Genomic DNA, 18962 nt, shown 5'->3' with positions numbered 1-18962 from the left:
ATCACCTACGCTCGGCAGGATGGCACCGTCGGAGGGCGCCGGCCCGGAACCGGCTGCGGAGAGCGTCCCGCTCGCCACCGGCCGCACCGCCGACGTGTGGCTGCTGCCCGGCGGGCGGGTGCTGCGCCGCTACCGCGACGGTGGAGACGTGCGGGCCGAGGCCGAGGTGATGCGGTACCTGCACCGGGCCGGATATCCGGTGCCCCGGGTGCACCACGCCGACGGCGCCGACCTGGTGCTCGACCGGGTCACCGGCCCGACGCTGGTGGAGGCGTTCCACGCAGGCACGGTCACCGCACCCGCTGTCGCCCGCATCCTGGCCGACCTGCACGCCCGGCTGCACACGCTCCCGGCCCTCCGGTCGGCCGATCCGGCGGTCCGTCTCCTGCACCTCGACCTGCATCCGCACAACGTGCTACTGGCGGCGCACGGCCCGGTGGTCATCGACTGGACCGACAGCGCCGAGGGCCCGCCGGCGCTGGACCGGACGACGACCGCGCTGATCCTCGCCGAGGTCGCCGTGGCTCCGGGTCACCCGCTGGCGGTGGCGGCCGGTGCGTTGCTGTCCGCGTACGTCGTCGCGTCCGGGCCGCTCGACCAGCTGGCGGAGGCGGTCCGGCACCGTGCCGCCGGCCACGCGCCCGATCCGGAACGGCTGCCCGAGGCGGCCGCCCTGGTGACGCAGACGATCCGCGCTGTCGCGCCGACTGCGGCTCAGCCCTCGTCGGCGCCGCCGCGCAGCCGCTCGTAGCCGTCGATCAACTTGCGCAGCGCGGCGGCGGTGACCGGGTCGATCTTGTCGTCCTCGGCTGCGTCCTCGATCTTCTCGCGGAGGTCCTCGACCCGCTTGCCCCGGTCCTTCGGCTTGCCCCGGTCCAGCTCGGCGGCCTTCTTCCGCAGGTCGCCGGCGGTCTTGCGGTCGATCAGCCCGATCGCCTCGGCCCGGTCGAGCAGCTCGTCGAACCGGTCGCCGAGCTGCCGCAACGTCACCGGTTCGGGTGCCGTCGACGGCGGCGCGGCGCTGCTGGGCTTCGGGGCGGGCGGCTCGGCCGCGCCGGTCGTGGGGCCCGCGGTGGGCGCGGCCGCAGGCGGCGTGCCGGAACCGCCGCCCCACACCAGCGAGCCGACCACGGCGAGCAGCAGTACCACCGCACCGGCCACCAGCAGCCCGAACAGCCGGTTCGACGAGACGGCCGGGCGCGGCGGCGCGACGGGACGTGCCGGCGGGCGGGACGCGGCGGCCGGTGACCGTTCGACCAGGGTGGGCGGGTGCGCCACCGGCGCCACGGTGGGCAGGATCGCGGTCGGCGGGTCCACCGGGCGGCCCGCGCCGAGCCGGTCGGCGAGCCGGGCCGCGGTGGGCCGCCGCTCCGGATCCACCGCCAGGCAGGCCAGGACCAGGCCGGCGATTCCCGGCGGCAGGCCCGGCACCCACGGCGGCGGCACCGGCGGCCGGTCACGCCGCACGTCCAGCACGTCGTCCCAGCTGCGCACCGGCAGCGGCGCCCGGCCGGTGAGGCTGCGGTACAGCAGCACGCCGAGCGCGTAGACATCGCCGGCCGGGTTCGCCGGGCCGGGATCGAGGCGTTCCGGTGCGAAGTAGGCGGGGGTGCCCATCAGCAGCGCGCCGGTCTGCCCGGTGACCGGATGCGGGCCGGCGGGCGCGGCGATGCCGAAGTCGAGCACCTTCGCACCGGTCTCGGTGAGCATCACGTTCGCCGGCTTGATGTCACGGTGCACCACACCGATCCGGTGCGCCGCGGCCAGCGCCCCGGCGACCTGCCCGGCCGTGCGGACCGCATCCGGCCAGGCCAGCGGACCGCCGGCCAGCCGGTCGGCGAGCGTCTGCCCCTCCACCAGCTCCATCACCAGATACGGGACCACGACGCCGCTGTCCAGCGTCGCCTCGCCGTAGTCGTACACCTGTGTCACGTGCGGGTGGGTGAGCCGCGCCGCCGCGCGGGCCTCGCGCTGGATGACCGCCCGCAGTTGCGGGTCGGCGGCGAGCTGCCCGGCGAGGGCCTTGACCGCGACGGGCCGGTGCAGCACCTCGTCGTCGGCACGCCACACCTCGGACATCCCGCCCAGGCCGATGCGTTCGCGCAGGACGTATCGGTCGTGCAGGCGCAGGGCGGGCGTGAACGGCGACATGATGCCTCCAGTCTGCCCGTCCGGTCCCCGCGCCCGTCAACCGCCCGGCGCGCGCGGCCTCGGTCAGGGCTTGCGGGCGACCCCGCCGTACATGCTGACCTCGACCACCGACGGGCGCGGCTCGGGCTCGCCGTCGGCGCGCCACTCGGCGACCGAGCAGACGCCCGGCTCGACCGGTTCCAGCCCGTCGAAGAAGCGGACGACCTCCTCCCGGCTGCGCAGGTTGATCACGCCGTGCGGGCCGCCGCCGCGGGCCGCCGCCTTCGCCTCGGCGGCCACGTCGGGCGGCAGGTAGTCGTAGGTGGCGTGCGAGGCGGCCAGGTAGCTGCCGGCGGGCAGCGCGTCCAGCAGGCGGCCGACGATCGCGTACGGGTCGTCGCCGTCGGGCACGAAGTGCAGCACCGCCAGCAGCATCAACGCCACCGGCTGGGACAGGTCGAGCGTGCGGCGCAGGTCAGGGTGGGCGAGGATGCGCTCCGGGTCGCGCAGGTCCGCGTCGAGGTACGCGGTGGCGCCCTCGGCCGAACTGGTGAGCAGCGCGCGGGCGTGGGCCAGCACGATCGGGTCGTTGTCGACGTAGACCACCCGGGCCCGCGGGTCGGTCGACTGCGCCACCTCGTGGGTGTTGTCGGCGGTGGGGATGCCGGTGCCGATGTCCAGGAACTGCCGGATGCCCGCCTCGCCGGCCAGGTGACGCACCGCGCGGCGCAGGAACCGCCGGTTCTCCAGTGCGCTGATCCGGATGGTCGGGAACCGCTCGGCCATCGCGTCGCCGGAGTCACGGTCGGCCTGGAAGTTGTCCTTGCCGCCGAGCCAGTAGTTGTACCGGCGGGCCGGGTGCGCCACGCTGGTGTCGATCCGGTCGGCGAGCGGCCCGGAATCGGGCGCCGTACCTGGTGCGTCGCTGGTCAAGGCCGCCTCCCGACTCGCGTGCCACCGTCCACTGTCTTCGGTCGCCGTCATGCTACTGCCCGGCGCCGCTGCGGTCAGGCCGGGTACAGCTCGTCGCGCAGGCGAGCCAGCAGTTCCGGGGTCCGCTCCGGCGGCGCGGCCTCCACGCACAACCGTTCCATCGCCTCGGCGTAGAAGTCGAGGTCGTCGCGCTTGTCCAGGTAGATCGCGCTGGTGAGCTGCTCGATGTAGACGATGTCGGGCAGGTCGGCGTCACCGAAGCGCAGGATGCTGAACGCGCCGCTGGCCGCGGCGTGCCCGCCGGCGGCGAACGGGACGATCTGCAACCGCACGTGCGGGCCGGAGGTCGCCTCGATCAGCGCGTCCATCTGCTCGCGCATCACCGCGGCGCCGCCGATCGGGCGGCGCAGCACCGCCTCGTCGAGCACCGCCCACAGCTGCGGCGGGTCGGCGCGCCGCAGCAGCTCCGTGCGCTGCATCCGCAGCTCCACCCGCCGGTCCAGCTCCGCCGCCGGCGCGCTGCGGTGGCCGAGCAGGATCACCTCCCGGGCGTACGCCGCGGTCTGCAACAGACCGGGCACGAACTGCACCTCGTACGTGCGGATCAGCGCGGCGGCCGCCTCCAGTCCCAGGTACGACTGGAACCAGGCGGGGAGCACGTCCCCGTAGCGGTGCCACCAGCCCGGGCTGTTCGCGTCCCGGGCCAGCTTGAGCAGCGCGTCGCGGTCCTGGGGCGCGGTGACGCCGTAGAGCGTGAGCAGGTCGGCGACGTCGCGTTCCTTGAAGCCGACCCGGCCCAGCTCCATCCGGCTGATCTTCGACTCCGACGAGCGGATCTCCCACCCGGCGGTCTCGCGGCTGACCCCGGCGCTCTCCCGCAGCCGCCGCAGCTGCCCGCCGAGCAGCATGCGCAACACCGTGGGACCGCTTGTCGGACCACCCTCGACGGGCACCGTCGCCACCTGACCGCCCTCGCATCCCGACCGCCACGGCCGGGCACCCTCCCGGACCGACGAGTAAGCATGCCATGAACCGACAGTGAGGTGAACTCCCCCGGACGGACGGAGTCAGTCCCGTGTACGGGACGGCGGGATCAGGTGGTCGAAGTCGCCGTCGCGGGCGCCGAGCACGAACGCGGCGATCTCGTCCACTGTGTAGATGAGCGCCGGGCCCTCGGGGTGCCGGGAGTTGCGGACCGCGATGCCGCCACCGGGCAACTCGGCCAGTTCGACGCAATTGCCGCTGGGGTTGCTGCGGCGGCTCTTCAGCCAGCGCATCGGTGGCAACTCGGTCGCGGGCACGCCGTTCGGGGGTTGCTGCATGGGCGTCCTTCGGGATGAGCCAGCCGAGGCCGCGGGGAGGGGCGGTGGGTGGCGACGTCTGTCGACTGAGGAGTGAGATGCACGTGCATCTGCTATTGCATCTGCAATGGACAGAGAGCATGATAGCGGAAATACGGTGTGCCGGTTCGTTCACGCACGGTGACCCGAGCCCGGCCCCGGGGACGCCGCTCCGCGCGGCTTCGGGACTGCGGTGAGGAGGACGCGTTGGCGGATCCGATGACCATCGCCTCCGGCATCTCCGCGGCGGGCGCCCTCGTCTCCGCCTGGCAGTTCCACCGCCGCGCGCTGCGCGCCGAAGCCGAGATCGAGCTGCTCCAGGCCGAGCTGGCCGCCGAGCGGCACGCCGCCAGCCACGACCCGCTCACCGGGCTGCCGAACCGCCGCGCGTTCTTCCGGCTGGCCGCCGCCCTGCTCACCGACCCCGCCGGTCAGCCGCTCGTCGCGGTCGTCCTCGACCTGGACGACTTCAAGCAGGTCAACGACCGCTACGGGCACGCCGCCGGGGACCAGGTGCTGATCAGCGTGGCGCAGCGGCTCGCCGCGTTCGCCGGCCCCAACCTGGTCGCCCGGCTCGGCGGCGACGAGTTCGCCGGCCTGCTGGCCAGCCCCACGCCGGACCGCCGGTGGATCGAGCACGCCACCCGCCGGCTCTGCGAGGCGCTCGCCGCGCCGATCCCCCTCGGTGCGCGCAGCATCCAGGTCACCGCCTCGGTCGGGCTCGCGCCGGTGCACTGCCCCACCCAGCTCACCGACGCGCTCTGCCGCGCCGACGCGGCCATGTACGAGGCGAAGACGCTCGGCGCCGCCCGCCCGGCCCGCCAACTCGTCGCGGAGTGCTGACCGCACTCGGCTCGGCCGGTGAACGTGCCGCGTCTCGGCACGCCCAGATCCTGGCACGCCGGAATGGCACGCCGGGATCCCGGCACGCCCGGCTGCGGCACGTCATTCATACCGGGCGACCGCGTCATTCGTGCCGGGCGACAAGGGGCCGCGGCACGGTCGGCACGCGGCGCCCTCCGGCCGGTCAGCGCCAGCCGTAGCCGGCGCGCAACGCCTGCCCGACCCGGTCGAACCGGGACCGGTCCAGCACCGCGCCCTCGCGGCGGATGCTGTCCTCGCGCATGGTGAGCACCCGGTCCAGGCGTACCCAGCTCGGCCGCTCGTCCCGGTCCCACTCCCCCGGGCCGAGCGCCAGCCAGTGCCGCTGGCCGTCCCGGTCACCCTGACTCGACAGCATCAGCCCGAACAGCGTGCGGCTGTGCCGGCCCACCACCAGCACCGGGCGGTCCTTGCCCTGGCGCGGGTCGTCCTCGTACGGCACCCAGGTCCAGACGATCTCGCCCGGGTCGGCCTGCCCGTCCGGCTCCGGGGCGTACGACAGCTCGCGGCGCTGCAACGCGCTGACCTGGCGGCGGCGCGCGACCTGCGCCGGGATCGGCCCGCCGGGACGGGTGGGGGCGGGCACGCCCCGGGTGATCCGGCCGAGCTTCGACGCCACGTTCCTCAACAGACCTGCCACGGCGGGCAGCCTATCGGTCGGTGCGCGCCGGCCTCGGAATCGGGTCGCCGGGCCGGGTGGGCGGTGCCATCATGCCCCGGTGACAGTGCCCCGCCACCAGATCCGCGCCGCGTTCACCGACACGTCGGTCACCGTCTACCAGGCGTACCCACCGGAGATCGCCGACGCGGCACTGCACGCGGGCCGGTTCGTGCCGCCGTTCAAGCGGGAGCGGATGACCTGGATCAAGCCCTCGTTCCGCTGGATGATGTATCGCTGCGGCTGGGCGCTCAAGCCGGGCCAGGAACGGGTGCTCGCGATCGACATCAGCCGGGTCGGCTTCGAGTGGGCCCTGCGGCACGCCTGCCTCAGCAGCTACGACCCCCGCCTGCACCCGGACCGTGAGGCGTGGCGCCACCGCCTGCGGGTCAGCCCGGTACGGGTGCAGTGGGATCCGGAACGGTCGCTGCGGCTGGCGCCGCTGCCGTACCGCTCGCTGCAGGTCGGGTTGACCGGCGAGGCGGTGCGCCGGTACGTCGACGAGTGGGTGGTCGGGCTCACCGACGTCACCGCGCTGGCCCGGTCGGTGCACGGCCGGCTGACCGACGGCGACGAGGCCGGGGCGTCGGCGCTGCTGCCGGTGGAACGGCCGTACCCGCTGCCGGCCGAGGTGGCCCGCGTCGTCGACGCGGGTTGAGCGGATCCGGCACCGCGGCGCGCGAGGCCGCGGCGCGGCGATGTTAACAAGGGGCCCCTCTACTACCGAAGGCGTTAAAAGGGGGCCCTTCCTTAAGCTTGGGGCGTGGAGGTGCCCGACGATCTGCCGCTGTTCGAGCGCAGTGCGGTGCGGCTGGTGGTGCTCGACGCCGCCGACCGTCTGCTGCTGTTCCACACCCGCGACCCGGACCACCCCGATCTCGGCGTGTGGTGGGAGCTGCCGGGCGGCGGCCTGGACCCGGGCGAGACGTACCGGGAGGCGGCGGTCCGCGAACTGCGCGAGGAGACCGGCATCGCCGTCGGAGCGGACGAAGTGGGCGCGCCGACGTGGCGGCGGCGGGCCAGCTTCCGGCACCGGCAACGACGGCACCTCCAGGACGAGGTGGTGGTGACGGTACGGCTGCCCGGCCCCGGGCCGGACGTGGACGAGGCGCTACGGCTGGACTACGAGGTGGAGGATTACTTCGGGTTCCGCTGGTGGCCGCTGGCCGAGGTGCTCGCCGAGCGGCCGCGCTGCTATCCCGGGCGGCTGCCGGAACTGCTCCCGGCGTTCCTGGCCGGGACGGAGATCGACGAGCCGTTCGAGCTGTGGTCCTGAAGCGCGGCGTGCCGACGGCCGCACCGGCGGGCAGAGTGGAGCCGTGACTCCTCTGCGCGCACCCCTGGCCCGTTACGCCGAGCGGCTGCACCGCGCCGCCGGTGACACCCACCACGTCGCCTCCCCGCTGGGCGCCTGGCTGCTGCTGGCACTGACCGGCCCGGCCGCCACCGGCGACGCCCGCGCGGCGCTGGCCGAGGCGCTCGACGCCGACCCGGACGACGCCGCCGCCGAGGCCCGGGCGCTGCTCGCCGCGCCGCACCCGATGGTCGCCGCCGCCACCGCGCTGTGGGAGCGCACCCCGGCGGCGGAACTTGCCGACTGGCGGGCCACCCTGCCGGAGGCCACCGAACGCGGCCCGCTGCCCGGCCAGGCGGCGCTCGACGTCTGGGCCCGGGAGCGTACCGGCGGGCTGATCGACCGCTTCCCGGTCGACGTCGCCCCGGACACCCTGCTGGTCCTGGCCAGCGCGCTCGCGACCCGCCTGTCCTGGGCCGACCCGTTCGACACCGCCCCGGGCGCTGAGCTGGGCACGGGCAGCGCCTGGTCGAGCCAGCTGAACCGGGTGCTGCGGACGCCGCCGTTCGGGCACCGCTGCTGGGTGGCGGCCACCGACCGGGCCGGTGACGTGGCGGTGCACGCGGCGCCGGCCCGGACCGGAGACGACGGCGCCGGCATGCTCGTGGTGTCGGTGGCCGCCGCGCCCGAGGTGCCGGCGGCCGAGGTGCTGGCCGCCGCGCAGGAGCTGGCGAGCGCCGCCGCGCTCGTCCCGGACAGCTCCATGCCGGGCCGCCGGTCGCTGTTCGACCTGCCGCTGGGCGAGACGCCGCTGTGGACGCTGCGGGAGGAGCCGATCAACACGTTCGCGCCGGACGGCCGGGAGGAACGCGCCACGGCGGTGCTGCCCTGCTGGTCGGCGTCCAGCAGGCACGACCTGACCGCGCCCGGGTTGGGCTTCGACGCGGCGGCGCGGGCGCTCGGCGGGCTGCTGGGCCTCACCGGGCCGGGATTCGACGCCGCGCAGTCCGCGGTGGCCCGGTTCGGCCGCTACGGCTTCGAGGCCGCCGCGGTGACCGCGTTCGGCATGGTGGCCGGCCTGCCGCCGGAGGGTGTCGCCCGCGTCGCCGAGCTGCGGTTCGGTCACCCGTACGCGGTGGTCGCGGCGGCCACCGACCCGGCCGGCGGGCCGTGGCACGCGCTGCCGGTCTACTCCGCCTGGGTGGCCGACCCGGAGGAGCTGCCCGCCGACGAGGCCGGATAGGTGGCGAGCGCGCTCGTGAGCTGGTCCAGGCCCAGCGAGCCGAGCTCCAGGGCCCGGTTGTGGAACGCCCGCCGGTCGCCGGGGAACGCGGCGCGGCCGTCCCGCCACACCCGCTCCCCCACCTTGTAGGTGAGCGCCTGCCCGGGCCGGCCCAGGTAACGGGCCAGCTCCAGCGGCGCGTACGGGCCCTGGTGGCAACGGTCGCGCAGCAGGTCCAGCGCCGCCTCCGGCGTCCACGGCGCGCCGCCGGTGGGCATCGGCAGTCGCAGGTGCAGGCCGATGTCGAGCACCACCCGGGCCGCCCGCAGCAGTTGCATGAACAGGTGCCCCAGCCGGGCGCCCGGCTGCTCGTAGAGTCCCAGCTCGTCCATGAACCGCTCGGCGTACAGGGCCCAGCCCTCCTGGGCGCCGGAGAGCCCGCCGAGCAGGTTCAGCCGCTGCCCGGGGCCGCCCCGGCACGCCTCCGAGCCGAGTTGCAGGTGGTGGCCGGGGACGCCCTCGTGGTACGCGGTGCTGTACGCCCACCAGGTGGAGAAGACCTCCCGGCCCTCGGGCAGCAGCCACGAGACCCGGCCCGGCCGGGTCAGATCCCGCGACGGCCCGATGTAGGCGGTGCCGCCCGACGTGGTGACCCGTGACTCGATGCGCCGCAGCGGCGCGGGAATGTCGAAGTGCGTGCCGTGCAGCCGCTCGGTGGTGGCCTCCAGCAGCTCCTGGAGCCAGGCGGCGAACGCGTCCCGGCCGTGCAGGACGCCCGGCGCGTCGGGGCGGTCGAGCCGGTCCCGCACCTCGGGCACGGTGCCGCCCAGGGCCCTCGCCTCGGCGACGAGTTCCGCCTCGATCGCGGTGAACTCGTCCCAGCCCCACGCGTACAGCTCGCGCAGGTCCGGTTCCGCGCCGAGGAAGGCGCGCACCCAGAGGGCGTACCGCGCCGGGCCGAACGCCTCGTCGTCGTGCGCACGGGGCGCGAGGTCCGTGGTGAGCGTCGCGGCGAATCTGCGGTAGGCCGCCTGGGCGTCCCGCGCCGCCGCCTGCAACGAGGCGCGCTGCGGGCCGTCGCCGTACCGCGTCACCAGAGCGACGTCGTCGTCGATCCATGCGTGGCAGCGCTGCGTCACCAGCTCCACCTGACGCCGGGCCGGCAGGTGACCGCGCCCGGCGGCGAGCAGGAGGCTGCGGGCGTACCCGTCGAGCGCGGCCGGGATCGCGGCCTGGCGCGCGCCGACGCGGGCCCAGCCGTCCTCGTGGGCCGCGCCCTCGGTGTCGCGGCCCGGCACCGCTGATTCGACGCACTGGCGGACGAGCTGGAGCGGGCCGGTGGCCGCGGCGTGCAGTTCCCGCAGGTTCTCCCCGGCGTCGTGGAAGGCGATCCGGGCGCGCAGCCGTTCGGCGAGGTGCGCGTGCAGCGGGGTCGCGGGCAGCGCCTCGATCCGGCGCAGGGCGTGCGCGGCGAGGCCGGCGCGGGCCTGGTGACCGTCCGGGCTGTAGTCGGTGAGCCCGTCGACGTCCTGCTCACCGGCCTCGACCACTGCCGCACACGGATCGAGGCGGGCCATCTCCCGCAGCAGCGTGTCGATGACGTCCTCGCTCATCGCACCGATGCTAGCCCCGGTGATCAAGGAGTTCGTGCCGGCCGGGAGGCCCGGAACGGACACGAACTCCTTGATCACCCGGGGAGGCGGGGTCAGACCGAGACGAGTTCCTTCTTCTCGGCCTTGGCGGCCAGGCGCTTCTCCCGTTCCTGGGCGCCGATCAGGTCGTCCGGCAGGGAGTCCTCCACCTCCAGGTCGAAGCGACGCAGCAGCCGGATCGCGAAACCGCCGAGCGTGATCAGGATCAGCGCCACGCCGAAACAGATGTACGCGAAGCCGATACCCCGGCCCGGTCCGGTGCCGATCACCGCGCCCACCGAACCGGCCAGCGCCCCACCGGGTGCGAGCATCGGCTCGAACAGCGCGGTGGCGCCCGGCGCGAGCAGCGCGAACCCGATCGGCAGCGTCGACCAGGAGATGGTCTGGTTGAGACTGAACACCCGGCCGTGGAAGCGCTGCGGCACCTTCACCTGGACGATCGTCGCGTAGATCGACTGCGCGGTGGTCATCGACATGGCCAGCCAGCAGAAGCCGACACAGATCATCGCCACCGACGCGTCCAGGCCGATCAGCACGCAGCCGATCGCGGTGCCCAGGTTGCCGATCAGCACGCCGATCATGCGACGCTTGCGCGGACCGCCCCACAGCGACATCAGCACGCCACCGAGCACCGCGCCGACCGCCTCGGCCAGCGCCACCTGCGCCACCTGAGTGGGGCTGCCGAACGACAGCACCAGCGGCGTGATGAGCACCAGCGCGGGCGCCAGGAAGATGTTGCCCAGCGCGAAGTAGCCGAGCATCAGCCGGAACCCGCGGTGCCGCCACGAGTAGCGCATGCCGTTGGCGATGGCCACCAGCAGGCGTTCCCGGGGCCGCCAGCCGAGCGCGTCCGGGAAGCGGACCACGGCGAGGGTGAGCACCGCGAACACGTAGCTGGCCACGTCGACCAGCAGGATGCCCTTCAGCTCGATGGTGGCGAGCAGACCGGCCGCGAACGCCGGCATGAGCAGCGTGGCCACACCGGTGGAGAGCTGGGTGATGCCCATGGCGTGCCCGAGGTAGCGCTTGGGCACCAGCTGCGGCACCGCCGACTGGAACGCGATCCGCTGGAACGAACCGGCCACCGAACTCAGCGCCACCAGCATGTAGATGTGCCAGAGCACCAGATTGTCGGTCCACAACAGGGCGGCCAGCACCAGCTGGACGGAACCGGCGAAGCAGCTGGCAGCCATCATGATCCGCCGCCGGCTGACCCGGTCGACCAGCGCGCCGGCCACCGGCAGCATGAGCACGCCGCAGATCAGCGCGAGCGCCCAGAGCAGACCGAGGTTCGCCACCGAGCCGGTGCGGTTGAACAGCCAGATCGGCAGCGCGAACGCGGTCAGCGCGGAGCCGGTGCTGGAGATGAGCTGACCGGTCGTGACGGCCATGAACCGGCCCATGCTCGGCTTCACAGTCGTGGTGGGCTTGCGGTCCTCCCCCACCCGCAGCGTGTCGGCCACCACCCAGCCGGCGTCCTCACCCCGGGCCTGCGGCGTCAGCGCGCCGACGTCCCCGGCGACCACCGCCGGGTGCACCTGCGTGACGATCTCGGCCAGTTCCTCGGCGCGATACTTGAGGAAGAAGTGCCCGGCCTGGTCGAGCACGACGAGGCCGAGCGTGTCGCTGAGGAACTGCCACTCGGCGTACCGCTCGCGGTAGTAGTCGGTCACCGGGTCCTCGGAGCCGACCACCGAGATGATCGGCGCCCGGAGCTTCGCCGCGTGCTGGTCCAGCAGCCGGGTGAAGTACTCCTCCGAGGCGCGGGAGTCGGCCCGCATGTTGCTGATGATCCGGTCGGCCTGCTCCGGGTCCAGCTCGTCGGTGTCCACACCCATCGACTTGAGCCAGCTCGCGGAGTGCCTGTTGCTGCTGAGCCGCTCCAGGCGGTCGCGCAGCGCCGCGATCACGCCCTTCGGGCGGGCGAACGGGAACATGGCGCCGATGTAGACGGCCTCCAGGTTCCGGCCGGCCGCCTCGACCTTGCGGGCCACGTCGGCGAGGATGGCGCTGCCCACGCCGCAGTGGCCGTACAGGGCGATCGGTCCCTCGACCCGTTCCAGGATCTCGTCGGCGACCCGGCCGGTCAGCTCGTCGAACGGCAGCGCGTCCTCGCTGAGACCCACGTCGTGACCGGGGATCGCCAGCGACCACAGACCGTACCCGGCGGGCAGCGCGTCGGCCAGCGGCTGGTAGACGATGGCGCTGCCGCCGCCGTACGGGACGCAGACGTACGTCAGCACCCGACTGCCCGCCGGGATCGGCTTGGTCAGCTCGTAGAGCAGCCGGCGCGGCCCCTCCTGCGCGGCGTCGCCGGAGATGAACGCGGCGAGGTCGCGGATGGTGCGCTGCTGGAACAGGTCCATCACGCCGACCGCCCGGCCGCCCAGCTCCGCCTTGCGGATCTTCGCGACCACCTGGGTGGCGAGCATCGAGTGCCCGCCCAGGTCGAAGAAGTCGTCGTCGATGCCGAGCGTGTCCACGCCCAGCACCTCGGACCAGATCGCGGCCAGCGCCCGCTCGGTGTCGTCGCGCGGCTCCACGAGCGCCACCGACGCCTCGCGGGTGACCACCGGCGCGGGCAGCGCCTTGCGGTCCAGCTTGCCGTTGGGGGTCAGCGGCAGCGCGTCGAGCGTGACGAACGCGGCCGGCACCATGTACTCCGGCAGCGTGTCCTTCAGCGCCGTCTTCAGTGCGGCGTGCTCGGCCTCCCCGACCAGGTACGCGGTGAGCCGCTTGTCGCCCGGACTGTCCTCGCGGACGATCACGGTCGCCTCGGTGACGCCCGGCTGCTCGCGCAGCGCGCTCTCGATCTCGCCCAGCTCGATGCGCAGGCCGCGCAGCTTGACCTGGTGGTCGATGCGGCCCAGGAACTCGATCACCCCGGCGCCGTCCGGGCCGGCCACCCAGCGGGCCAGGTCGCCGGTGCGGTAGAGGCGGGCGCCCGGGTCGCCCGAGAACGGGTCGGGAACGAACTTCTCCGCCGTCAGCGCGGGCCGGCGGTGGTAGCCGCGGGCCAGCCCGACGCCGCCGATGTGCAGCTCGCCGGCCACCCCGACCGGGCACTGCGCGCCGGACGGGTCGAGCACGTGCAGCCGCAGGTTGGCGATCGGCGCGCCGATCGGCACACTCGTCACCTCGGCGAGCCGGTCCGGCTCGCACGCCCAGGCGGTCACGTCGATGGCCGCCTCGGTCGGGCCGTACAGGTTGTGCAGGCCGCACCAGGGCAGCCGGGCGGTGAAGTCGGCCGCCGACGCCAGCGGCAGTTCCTCGCCGGAGCAGATCACCCGGCGCAACGCGGTCGCCGCCTCCACGCCGTCCTCGGCGAGGAAGACGGTGAGCATCGACGGGACGAAGTGGGCGGTGGTGATCCGCTCGGACACCAGCAGGTCACGCAGGTAACCCGCGTCCTTGTGGCCGCCCGGCTTCGCCAGCACCAGGCGGGCGCCGGTGCGCAGCGGCCAGAAGAACTCCCACACCGAGACGTCGAAGCTCGCCGGGGTCTTCTGGAGCACCGCGTCGTCGGCGCCGAGGCCGTACGTCTTCTGCATCCAGTCGAGCCGGTTGACGATGCCCCGGTGCGTGTTCGGCACGCCCTTCGGGCGGCCGGTGGACCCGGAGGTGTAGATGACGTACGCCAGGTGCTCCGGCCCGGCGGCGGGCACCGGGTCGGTGCCGGGCTGATCGGCCCAGACCGTGGCGTCGTCCAGTTCGAGCACCGTGGCGCCGGTGTCCGGCAGCACGTCGCGCAGGTGCGACTGGACCAGCACGACCGGCGCGTCCGCGTCGCCCACCATGAACGCGAGCCGGTCGGCCGGGTACTCCGGGTCCAGCGGCAGGTACGCGCCGCCGGCCTTGAGCACGCCGAGCAGGCCGGCGACCAGTTCCACCGAGCGTTCCGCGCAGACCCCGACCAGGGTCTCCGGGCCGACGCCCGCCGCGCGCAGCCGGTGCGCGACGCGGTTGGCCTGCGCGTTCAGCTCGGCGTACGTGCGGCTGCGCCCGTCGATGGTGACCGCCACCGCGTCCGGGGTGGCGGCGGCGCGCTCCTCGATCGGGCCGTGCAGCGTCTCGGCGCGCGGGAAGTCGGCTGTGGTGTCGTTCCAGGCGGCCAGCAGCTCCCGTTCGGCGGCGGGCAGCAGCGGCAGCCGGGACACCGGGGTGTCCGGCGCGGCGACGACCGCGTCCAGCAGCGCGGTCCACCGCTGCGCCATGCGCTCCACCGTGGCCCGGTCGAACAGGTCGGTGTTGAAGACCAGCTTGCCCCAGAGCCCGTCGACGGTCTCCACCGCGTGCAGCTCGAAGTCGAACCGGGTGGCCTGCAACTCCATCGGGGTCCAGGAGAACGTGACCTCGTCGGTACGGGACACCCCGCGGAAGCGGCCCATCTCGTAGTTCTGCAGCACGAACATCGTCTGGAACACCGGGGAGCGGCTGACGTCGCGCGGCAGGCCCAGCTCGTGGACCACCTTGGCGAACGGCACCTCGGCGTGCTCGAACCCGTCGAGGACGGTACGCCGGGTGCGCTCCAGCAGCTCGGCGAACGTCGGGTCGTCGCCCAGGTCGGCGCGCAACGGCAGCATGTTGATGAACATGCCGACGACGTTCTCCAGCTCCGGCGCGGACCGGCCGGCCACCGACGCGCCGATCGCGAAGTCGTCCTGGCCGGCGTGCCGGGCCAGCAGCACCTGGTACGCGGCCAGCAGCGTCATGAACAGCGTGCCGCCGCTGTCGCGGGTGAGCGTGTTGAGCGCCTCGGTGGCGGCCGGGTCGAGCTGGAACTCGACGAAGTCGCCACGGTAGGTCTGGGTGGCCGGGCGGGGCCGGTCCAGCGGCAGTTCCAGCGGGGTGACGCCGGCCAGCCGCTGCTTCCAGTAGTCGACGTGCGCCCGCGCCTGCGGGCCGTCCAGCTCCTGGGCCTCCCAGACGGCGAAGTCGCCGTACTGGATCGGCAGTGCGGGCGGCTCACCGCCCCGGTAGAGCGTGATCAGGTCGCGCAGCAGCACGTCCACCGACCAGCCGTCGCCGACGATGTGGTGCTGGGCGAGGAACAGCACGTGGTCGTCGGCGGCGAGCCGGATCAGCAGGGCCCGCAGCAGCGGCCCGTTCGCCAGGTCGAACGGCTCGGCCGCCGCCGCGTCGACGAGCGCCTGCGCGGCGGCCTCGTCGGGCGCCTCCACCACTGTCAGCGGCACGTCGGCCGTGTCCGCGACGACCACCGTGGGACGGCCGTCGGCGTCGGCCGGGAAGCGGGTGCGCTGCGACTCGTGCCGGTCGGCGAGCGCGGTCAGGGCGGCTCGCAGCGCGTCCACGTCGAGTGGTCCGCGTACCCGCAGCGGCACCGCGATGTGGTACGCCGCCTCGCCCGGGGCGAGCTGGTCCATGAACCAGACCCGCTCCTGGGCGTAGGACAGCGGCACCTGGGCGCCGGACGGGCGGGGAGTGATCCGGGCCGCAGGGGCGGTCTGGCGGGCGCGTAGCCGCTTGGCGATCAGCGCCTGCCGGGCCGCCTCGCGGGCCGGATCCTTCAGGTCGGTCATCAGTTGGTTCCCTCTTCCGCCGCGAGCAGCGCGGCGACCTCGGTGTCGGAGAGCCCGTCGAGTTCGGCGGCGATCCGCTGTTCGATCTGGGCCGCCAGGTCCGCCACCACGGGGCTGCTGAACAGCGCCCGCATGGGCAGGTCGACGTCCACCTCGGCGCGGATGCGGGCCATCGCCCGCATGCCGCGCAGCGAGTTGCCGCCGAGGGCGAAGAAGTCGTCGTGGGCGCCGACCTTCTCCACCTGGAGGATCTCGGCGTACACCTCGGCGACCAGACCCTCGGCCTCGGTGCGGGGCGCGACGTAGCTGTCCTGGGCCTGCTCGGCCGCCGCCGATGCGGGCAGCGCGGCGCGGTCCAGCTTGCCGTTGGGCGTCAGCGGCAGCGCGTCCAGCCGGACCAGGGCGGCCGGCACCAGGTGCGCGGGCAGCTCGCGGGCCAGTTCGGCACGGACCGAGTCCTCGTGGGCCGGGCCCACCAGGTAGCCGACGAGCATCGGCTCGCCGCCGTCGGTGCGGACCGCCGCGGCGGCGGCGCGCACGTCCGGATGGGCCAGCAGCGCGGCCTCGACCTCGCCCAGTTCGATGCGCATGCCGCGCACCTTGACCTGGTCGTCGCGGCGGCCCAGGTAGTCCAGCGTGCCGTCGGCACGCCAGCGGGCCAGGTCGCCGGTGGCGTACATCCGGGCGCCGGGCGGGCCGTACGGGCACGGCAGGAACCGCTCGGCGGTCAGGCCGGGCCGGTCGTGGTAGCCGCGGGCGAGCTGGGTGCCGGTGACGTACAGCTCCCCCACCACCCCCGGGGGCACCGGCCGCAGCGCGGCGTCGAGCAGCAGCGCCCGGGTGTTCCAGGTGGGCGAGCCGATCGGCACCGGACCGGCCGGAACCGGCTCGCCGGGGGCGATGCGGGCCGCGACGCAGCCGACAGTGGCCTCCGTCGGGCCGTACTCGTTGATCACCGCCACGTCGGGGTGTGCGGTCCGCCAGGTGGCGAGCTGTTCTCCGGTCAGCGCCTCGCCGCCGATCACCAGGTCGGCCGTCGGCGACAGCTCGCCGTCGAGCAGCGGCAAATGGCTCGGCGTGACCTTGAGGAAGGCCGGCCGGCCACCGGCGCGGGCGGCCGGGGAGTCGATCGCGGCGAGCCGCACCGTCCCGCCGGCGGTGAGCGTGCCGAGCAGGCCGGTGACGGTCAGGTCGAACGACACCGGCGAGTGCAGCAGCGCCACCCCGGAGAGCCCCGGGTAGGTGGCGCGGGCCCAGGCCAGGTACGCGGTCACCGCCCGGTGCTCGACCACCACGCCCTTCGGGCGGCCGGTGGAGCCGGAGGTGTAGAGCACGTACGCCGGGTGCTCCGGGCGCAGCGGCGCGACCCGGTCGGCGTCGGTGAGGTCGCCGCCGGACTGGTCCGAGCCGACCTCGCCGTCGAGCACCAGCGCGTCACCGGGCACCAGGGCGGCGGTGTCCGGCGCGGTCACCACCAGCGCGGGCGCGGCGTCGGCCAGCAGGTACGCGATCCGGCCGGCCGGGTACGCGGTGTCCACCGGGACGTACGCGGCCCCGGCCTTGAGCACCGCCAGCATCGCCACGACCAGGTCGCAGGAGCGGGGCAGCGCCAGCGCGACCCGGGTCTCCGGGCCGGCGCCCCGGGCCACCAGCAGCCGGGCCAGCCGGTTCGCGGCGGTGTTCAGCTCACCGTAGCCGAGCGTAACGCCGTCGTAGACCAGCGCCGCCGCGTCCGGGGTGGCGGCGGCCCGCCGCTGCACCTCGTCGACCACTGTGGTCACCGGCACGTCGCGGGCGGTGTCGTTCCAGGCGCCGAGCACCCGGTCCCGCTCGGTGTCGGTGAGCAGCGGCAGCGCGCCGACCTGACGCTCCGGCTCGGCGACGGCGGCGGCGAGCAGGCGTACGTAGCGGCGGACCACCGTCTGGGCCGTGGACCGGTCGAACAGGTCGGTGCGGTAGACCAGGCGGCAGTCGCCGGTGGTGATGTCGAAGGCCAGGTCGTCCTTCGTGGTGCCCAGCTCCACCGGGTCGAGGCCGGAGTCCGGGATCCAGTTCAGCGCGGTCTGGAAGATCGGCTGCACCGACGGGTCACGCTGCGGGTCGACCGCCTCGACGATCTTCTGGAACGGCGTCTGCCCGTGCTCCATGGCGTCGATCAGGCCGTTGCGGACCCGGCCGAGCAGCGCCGCGAACGTCGGGTCGCCGGAGACGTCACAGCGCAGCGCCACCGGGTTGACGAACATGCCGATCAGCGGCGTCAGCTCCGGGTTGTCCCGGCCCGCGGTGGAGACGCCGACCACCACGTCGGTGTCGCCGGAGATCCGCGACAGCAGCGCCGCGAAACCCGCCAGCAGCACCATGTACGGGGTGGCCTGCGCGCCGGTGGCCAGCGCGCCGACGCGGTCCAGCAGCCCGTCGGGCAGCGTGAAGCGCACCTCGTCACCGGCGAACCCGAGCTGGGCCGGGCGGGGCCGGTCCAGCGGCAGGCCGGTGACCGGCGGCGCGCCGGCCAGGTGACCGGTCCAGAACGCGAGCTGCCGGTCCAGTTCCTCGCCGGTGAGCTGCTGGCGCTGCCAGACCGCGAAGTCGGCGTACTGGATGGGCAGCTCGGGCACGGCGGGCTCGGCGCCGGTGCGCGCGGCCTCGCAGAACGCGACCAGCTCGGCGTGGAACAGCACCGCCGAGTGGCTGTCGAAGACGGCGTGGTGCACCACGAACGCCAGTGCCAGCCCTTCGGTCATCCGGATCAGCCGGGCCCGCCACAGCGGCGCCGCGTCCAGCGGGATCGGCAGGCGCGCCATCTCGCCGCGGATGCGCTCGAACTCGGCCCGCTGCTCACCGGCGGGCAGGTGGGTGATGTCGGCGACGGGCAGCGGCGCCGGCTCGTGGGCGCGTACGACCTGCACCAGCGCGCCGTCGTCGGTCCGCAGGTGGGTGCGCAGCGCCTCGTGCCGGGCGATCACCCGGTTGACCACGTCGCTCGCCGTGCCGGTGTCCACCCCGGCGGGGAACAGCCACGGGAAGGACACGTTGAACACCGGCGAGCCGGCGTCGAGCTGGTTGGCCATCCACACCCGCTCCTGGGCGTAGGAGGCCGGGAAGGTCCATTCCTGGCTCGCGCTCATGAGAGGGCCTCGCGCACGGAGCGGGGACGCATGTCGGTCCAGACCTCGTCCACGTGGGCCAGGCACTCCTCGCGGCTGCCGGCGAAGCCGGTGTCGTGCCAGCCGGCGGGCAGGTCCCGGTCGGCCGACCAGATCGAGTACTGCTCCTCGTCGTTGCGGACGACCAGGAATCGGGTTTCGGCCATG

The 18962-nt window shown here is 74.3% G+C and carries 14 protein-coding genes; 5 read left to right on the top strand and 9 right to left on the bottom strand.

The features are described 5' to 3' along the window. Positions 1-19 precede the first annotated feature (19 nt). Positions 20-751, top strand: a complete 732-nt coding sequence (locus tag KSK32_RS25705; RefSeq protein WP_216933524.1) for a phosphotransferase — start codon at positions 20-22, stop codon at positions 749-751. Here KSK32_RS25705 and KSK32_RS25700 read toward each other — a convergent pair. The 4 genes from KSK32_RS25700 to KSK32_RS25685 all read right to left on the bottom strand — a co-directional run bounded on the left by KSK32_RS25700 (position 715) and on the right by KSK32_RS25685 (position 4385). Beyond that, positions 715-2151, bottom strand: coding sequence for a serine/threonine-protein kinase (locus KSK32_RS25700; RefSeq protein WP_216933523.1), 1437 nt, complete (start codon positions 2149-2151; stop codon positions 715-717). The two genes, KSK32_RS25705 and KSK32_RS25700, sit on opposite strands and share 37 nt — an antisense overlap. Before the next feature lie 63 nt (positions 2152-2214). Beyond that, a complete protein-coding gene (locus KSK32_RS25695) occupies positions 2215-3063 on the bottom strand; it encodes an SAM-dependent methyltransferase (protein WP_216933522.1) in 849 nt (282 codons plus the stop codon). Positions 3064-3137: 74 nt separating this feature from the next. Continuing rightward, positions 3138-4025: a helix-turn-helix transcriptional regulator gene (locus tag KSK32_RS25690; protein WP_216933521.1), complete on the bottom strand. Its 888-nt coding sequence runs from the start codon at positions 4023-4025 to the stop codon at positions 3138-3140. A 105-nt stretch (positions 4026-4130) separates the two neighbouring features. Then, on the bottom strand, positions 4131-4385 hold the full coding sequence (locus tag KSK32_RS25685; protein WP_091427172.1) for a DUF397 domain-containing protein: 255 nt from the start codon (positions 4383-4385) through the stop codon (positions 4131-4133). Positions 4386-4610: 225 nt separating this feature from the next. Between KSK32_RS25685 and KSK32_RS25680 the strand changes: the two genes are divergently transcribed. Further along, positions 4611-5246, top strand: coding sequence for a GGDEF domain-containing protein (locus KSK32_RS25680; protein ID WP_216933520.1), 636 nt, complete (start codon positions 4611-4613; stop codon positions 5244-5246). A gap of 184 nt (positions 5247-5430) precedes the next feature. On the opposite strand, the gene KSK32_RS25675 is transcribed toward KSK32_RS25680, so the two are convergent. Further along, positions 5431-5925: a type II toxin-antitoxin system PemK/MazF family toxin gene (locus KSK32_RS25675; protein WP_216933519.1), complete on the bottom strand. Its 495-nt coding sequence runs from the start codon at positions 5923-5925 to the stop codon at positions 5431-5433. A gap of 79 nt (positions 5926-6004) precedes the next feature. Between KSK32_RS25675 and KSK32_RS25670 the strand changes: the two genes are divergently transcribed. The 3 genes from KSK32_RS25670 to KSK32_RS25660 all read left to right on the top strand — a co-directional run bounded on the left by KSK32_RS25670 (position 6005) and on the right by KSK32_RS25660 (position 8480). Continuing rightward, positions 6005-6601, top strand: coding sequence for a DUF4291 domain-containing protein (locus KSK32_RS25670; RefSeq protein ID WP_216933518.1), 597 nt, complete (start codon positions 6005-6007; stop codon positions 6599-6601). Positions 6602-6706: 105 nt separating this feature from the next. Next, entirely contained in the window at positions 6707-7219 is a 513-nt protein-coding gene (locus tag KSK32_RS25665; RefSeq protein WP_216933517.1) for an NUDIX hydrolase, read from the top strand. A 43-nt stretch (positions 7220-7262) separates the two neighbouring features. Then, a complete protein-coding gene (locus KSK32_RS25660; RefSeq protein ID WP_216933516.1) occupies positions 7263-8480 on the top strand; it encodes a hypothetical protein in 1218 nt (405 codons plus the stop codon). Here KSK32_RS25660 and KSK32_RS25655 read toward each other — a convergent pair. From KSK32_RS25655 to KSK32_RS25640, 4 genes are all read right to left on the bottom strand, one after another. Then, positions 8426-10072: a DUF885 domain-containing protein gene (locus tag KSK32_RS25655; RefSeq protein WP_216933515.1), complete on the bottom strand. Its 1647-nt coding sequence runs from the start codon at positions 10070-10072 to the stop codon at positions 8426-8428. The two genes, KSK32_RS25660 and KSK32_RS25655, sit on opposite strands and share 55 nt — an antisense overlap. Positions 10073-10164: 92 nt before the next feature. Beyond that, positions 10165-15651, bottom strand: a complete 5487-nt coding sequence (locus KSK32_RS25650) for a non-ribosomal peptide synthetase/MFS transporter (RefSeq protein ID WP_216933514.1) — start codon at positions 15649-15651, stop codon at positions 10165-10167. Continuing rightward, positions 15651-18776, bottom strand: a complete 3126-nt coding sequence (locus KSK32_RS25645; protein WP_216933513.1) for a non-ribosomal peptide synthetase — start codon at positions 18774-18776, stop codon at positions 15651-15653. Before KSK32_RS25645 ends, KSK32_RS25650 begins: the two co-directional genes overlap by 1 nt. Further along, positions 18773-18961 (bottom strand): MbtH family protein, encoded by a 189-nt coding sequence (locus KSK32_RS25640; protein ID WP_216933512.1) that lies wholly within the window; start codon positions 18959-18961, stop codon positions 18773-18775. Before KSK32_RS25640 ends, KSK32_RS25645 begins: the two co-directional genes overlap by 4 nt. Position 18962 lies beyond the last annotated feature (1 nt).

Origin of the sequence: Micromonospora sp. WMMB482, from assembly GCF_019038635.1 — a bacterium.
Classification (GTDB): domain Bacteria; phylum Actinomycetota; class Actinomycetes; order Mycobacteriales; family Micromonosporaceae; genus Micromonospora; species Micromonospora marina.
This window is presented reverse-complemented; position numbering and strand designations above follow the sequence as displayed.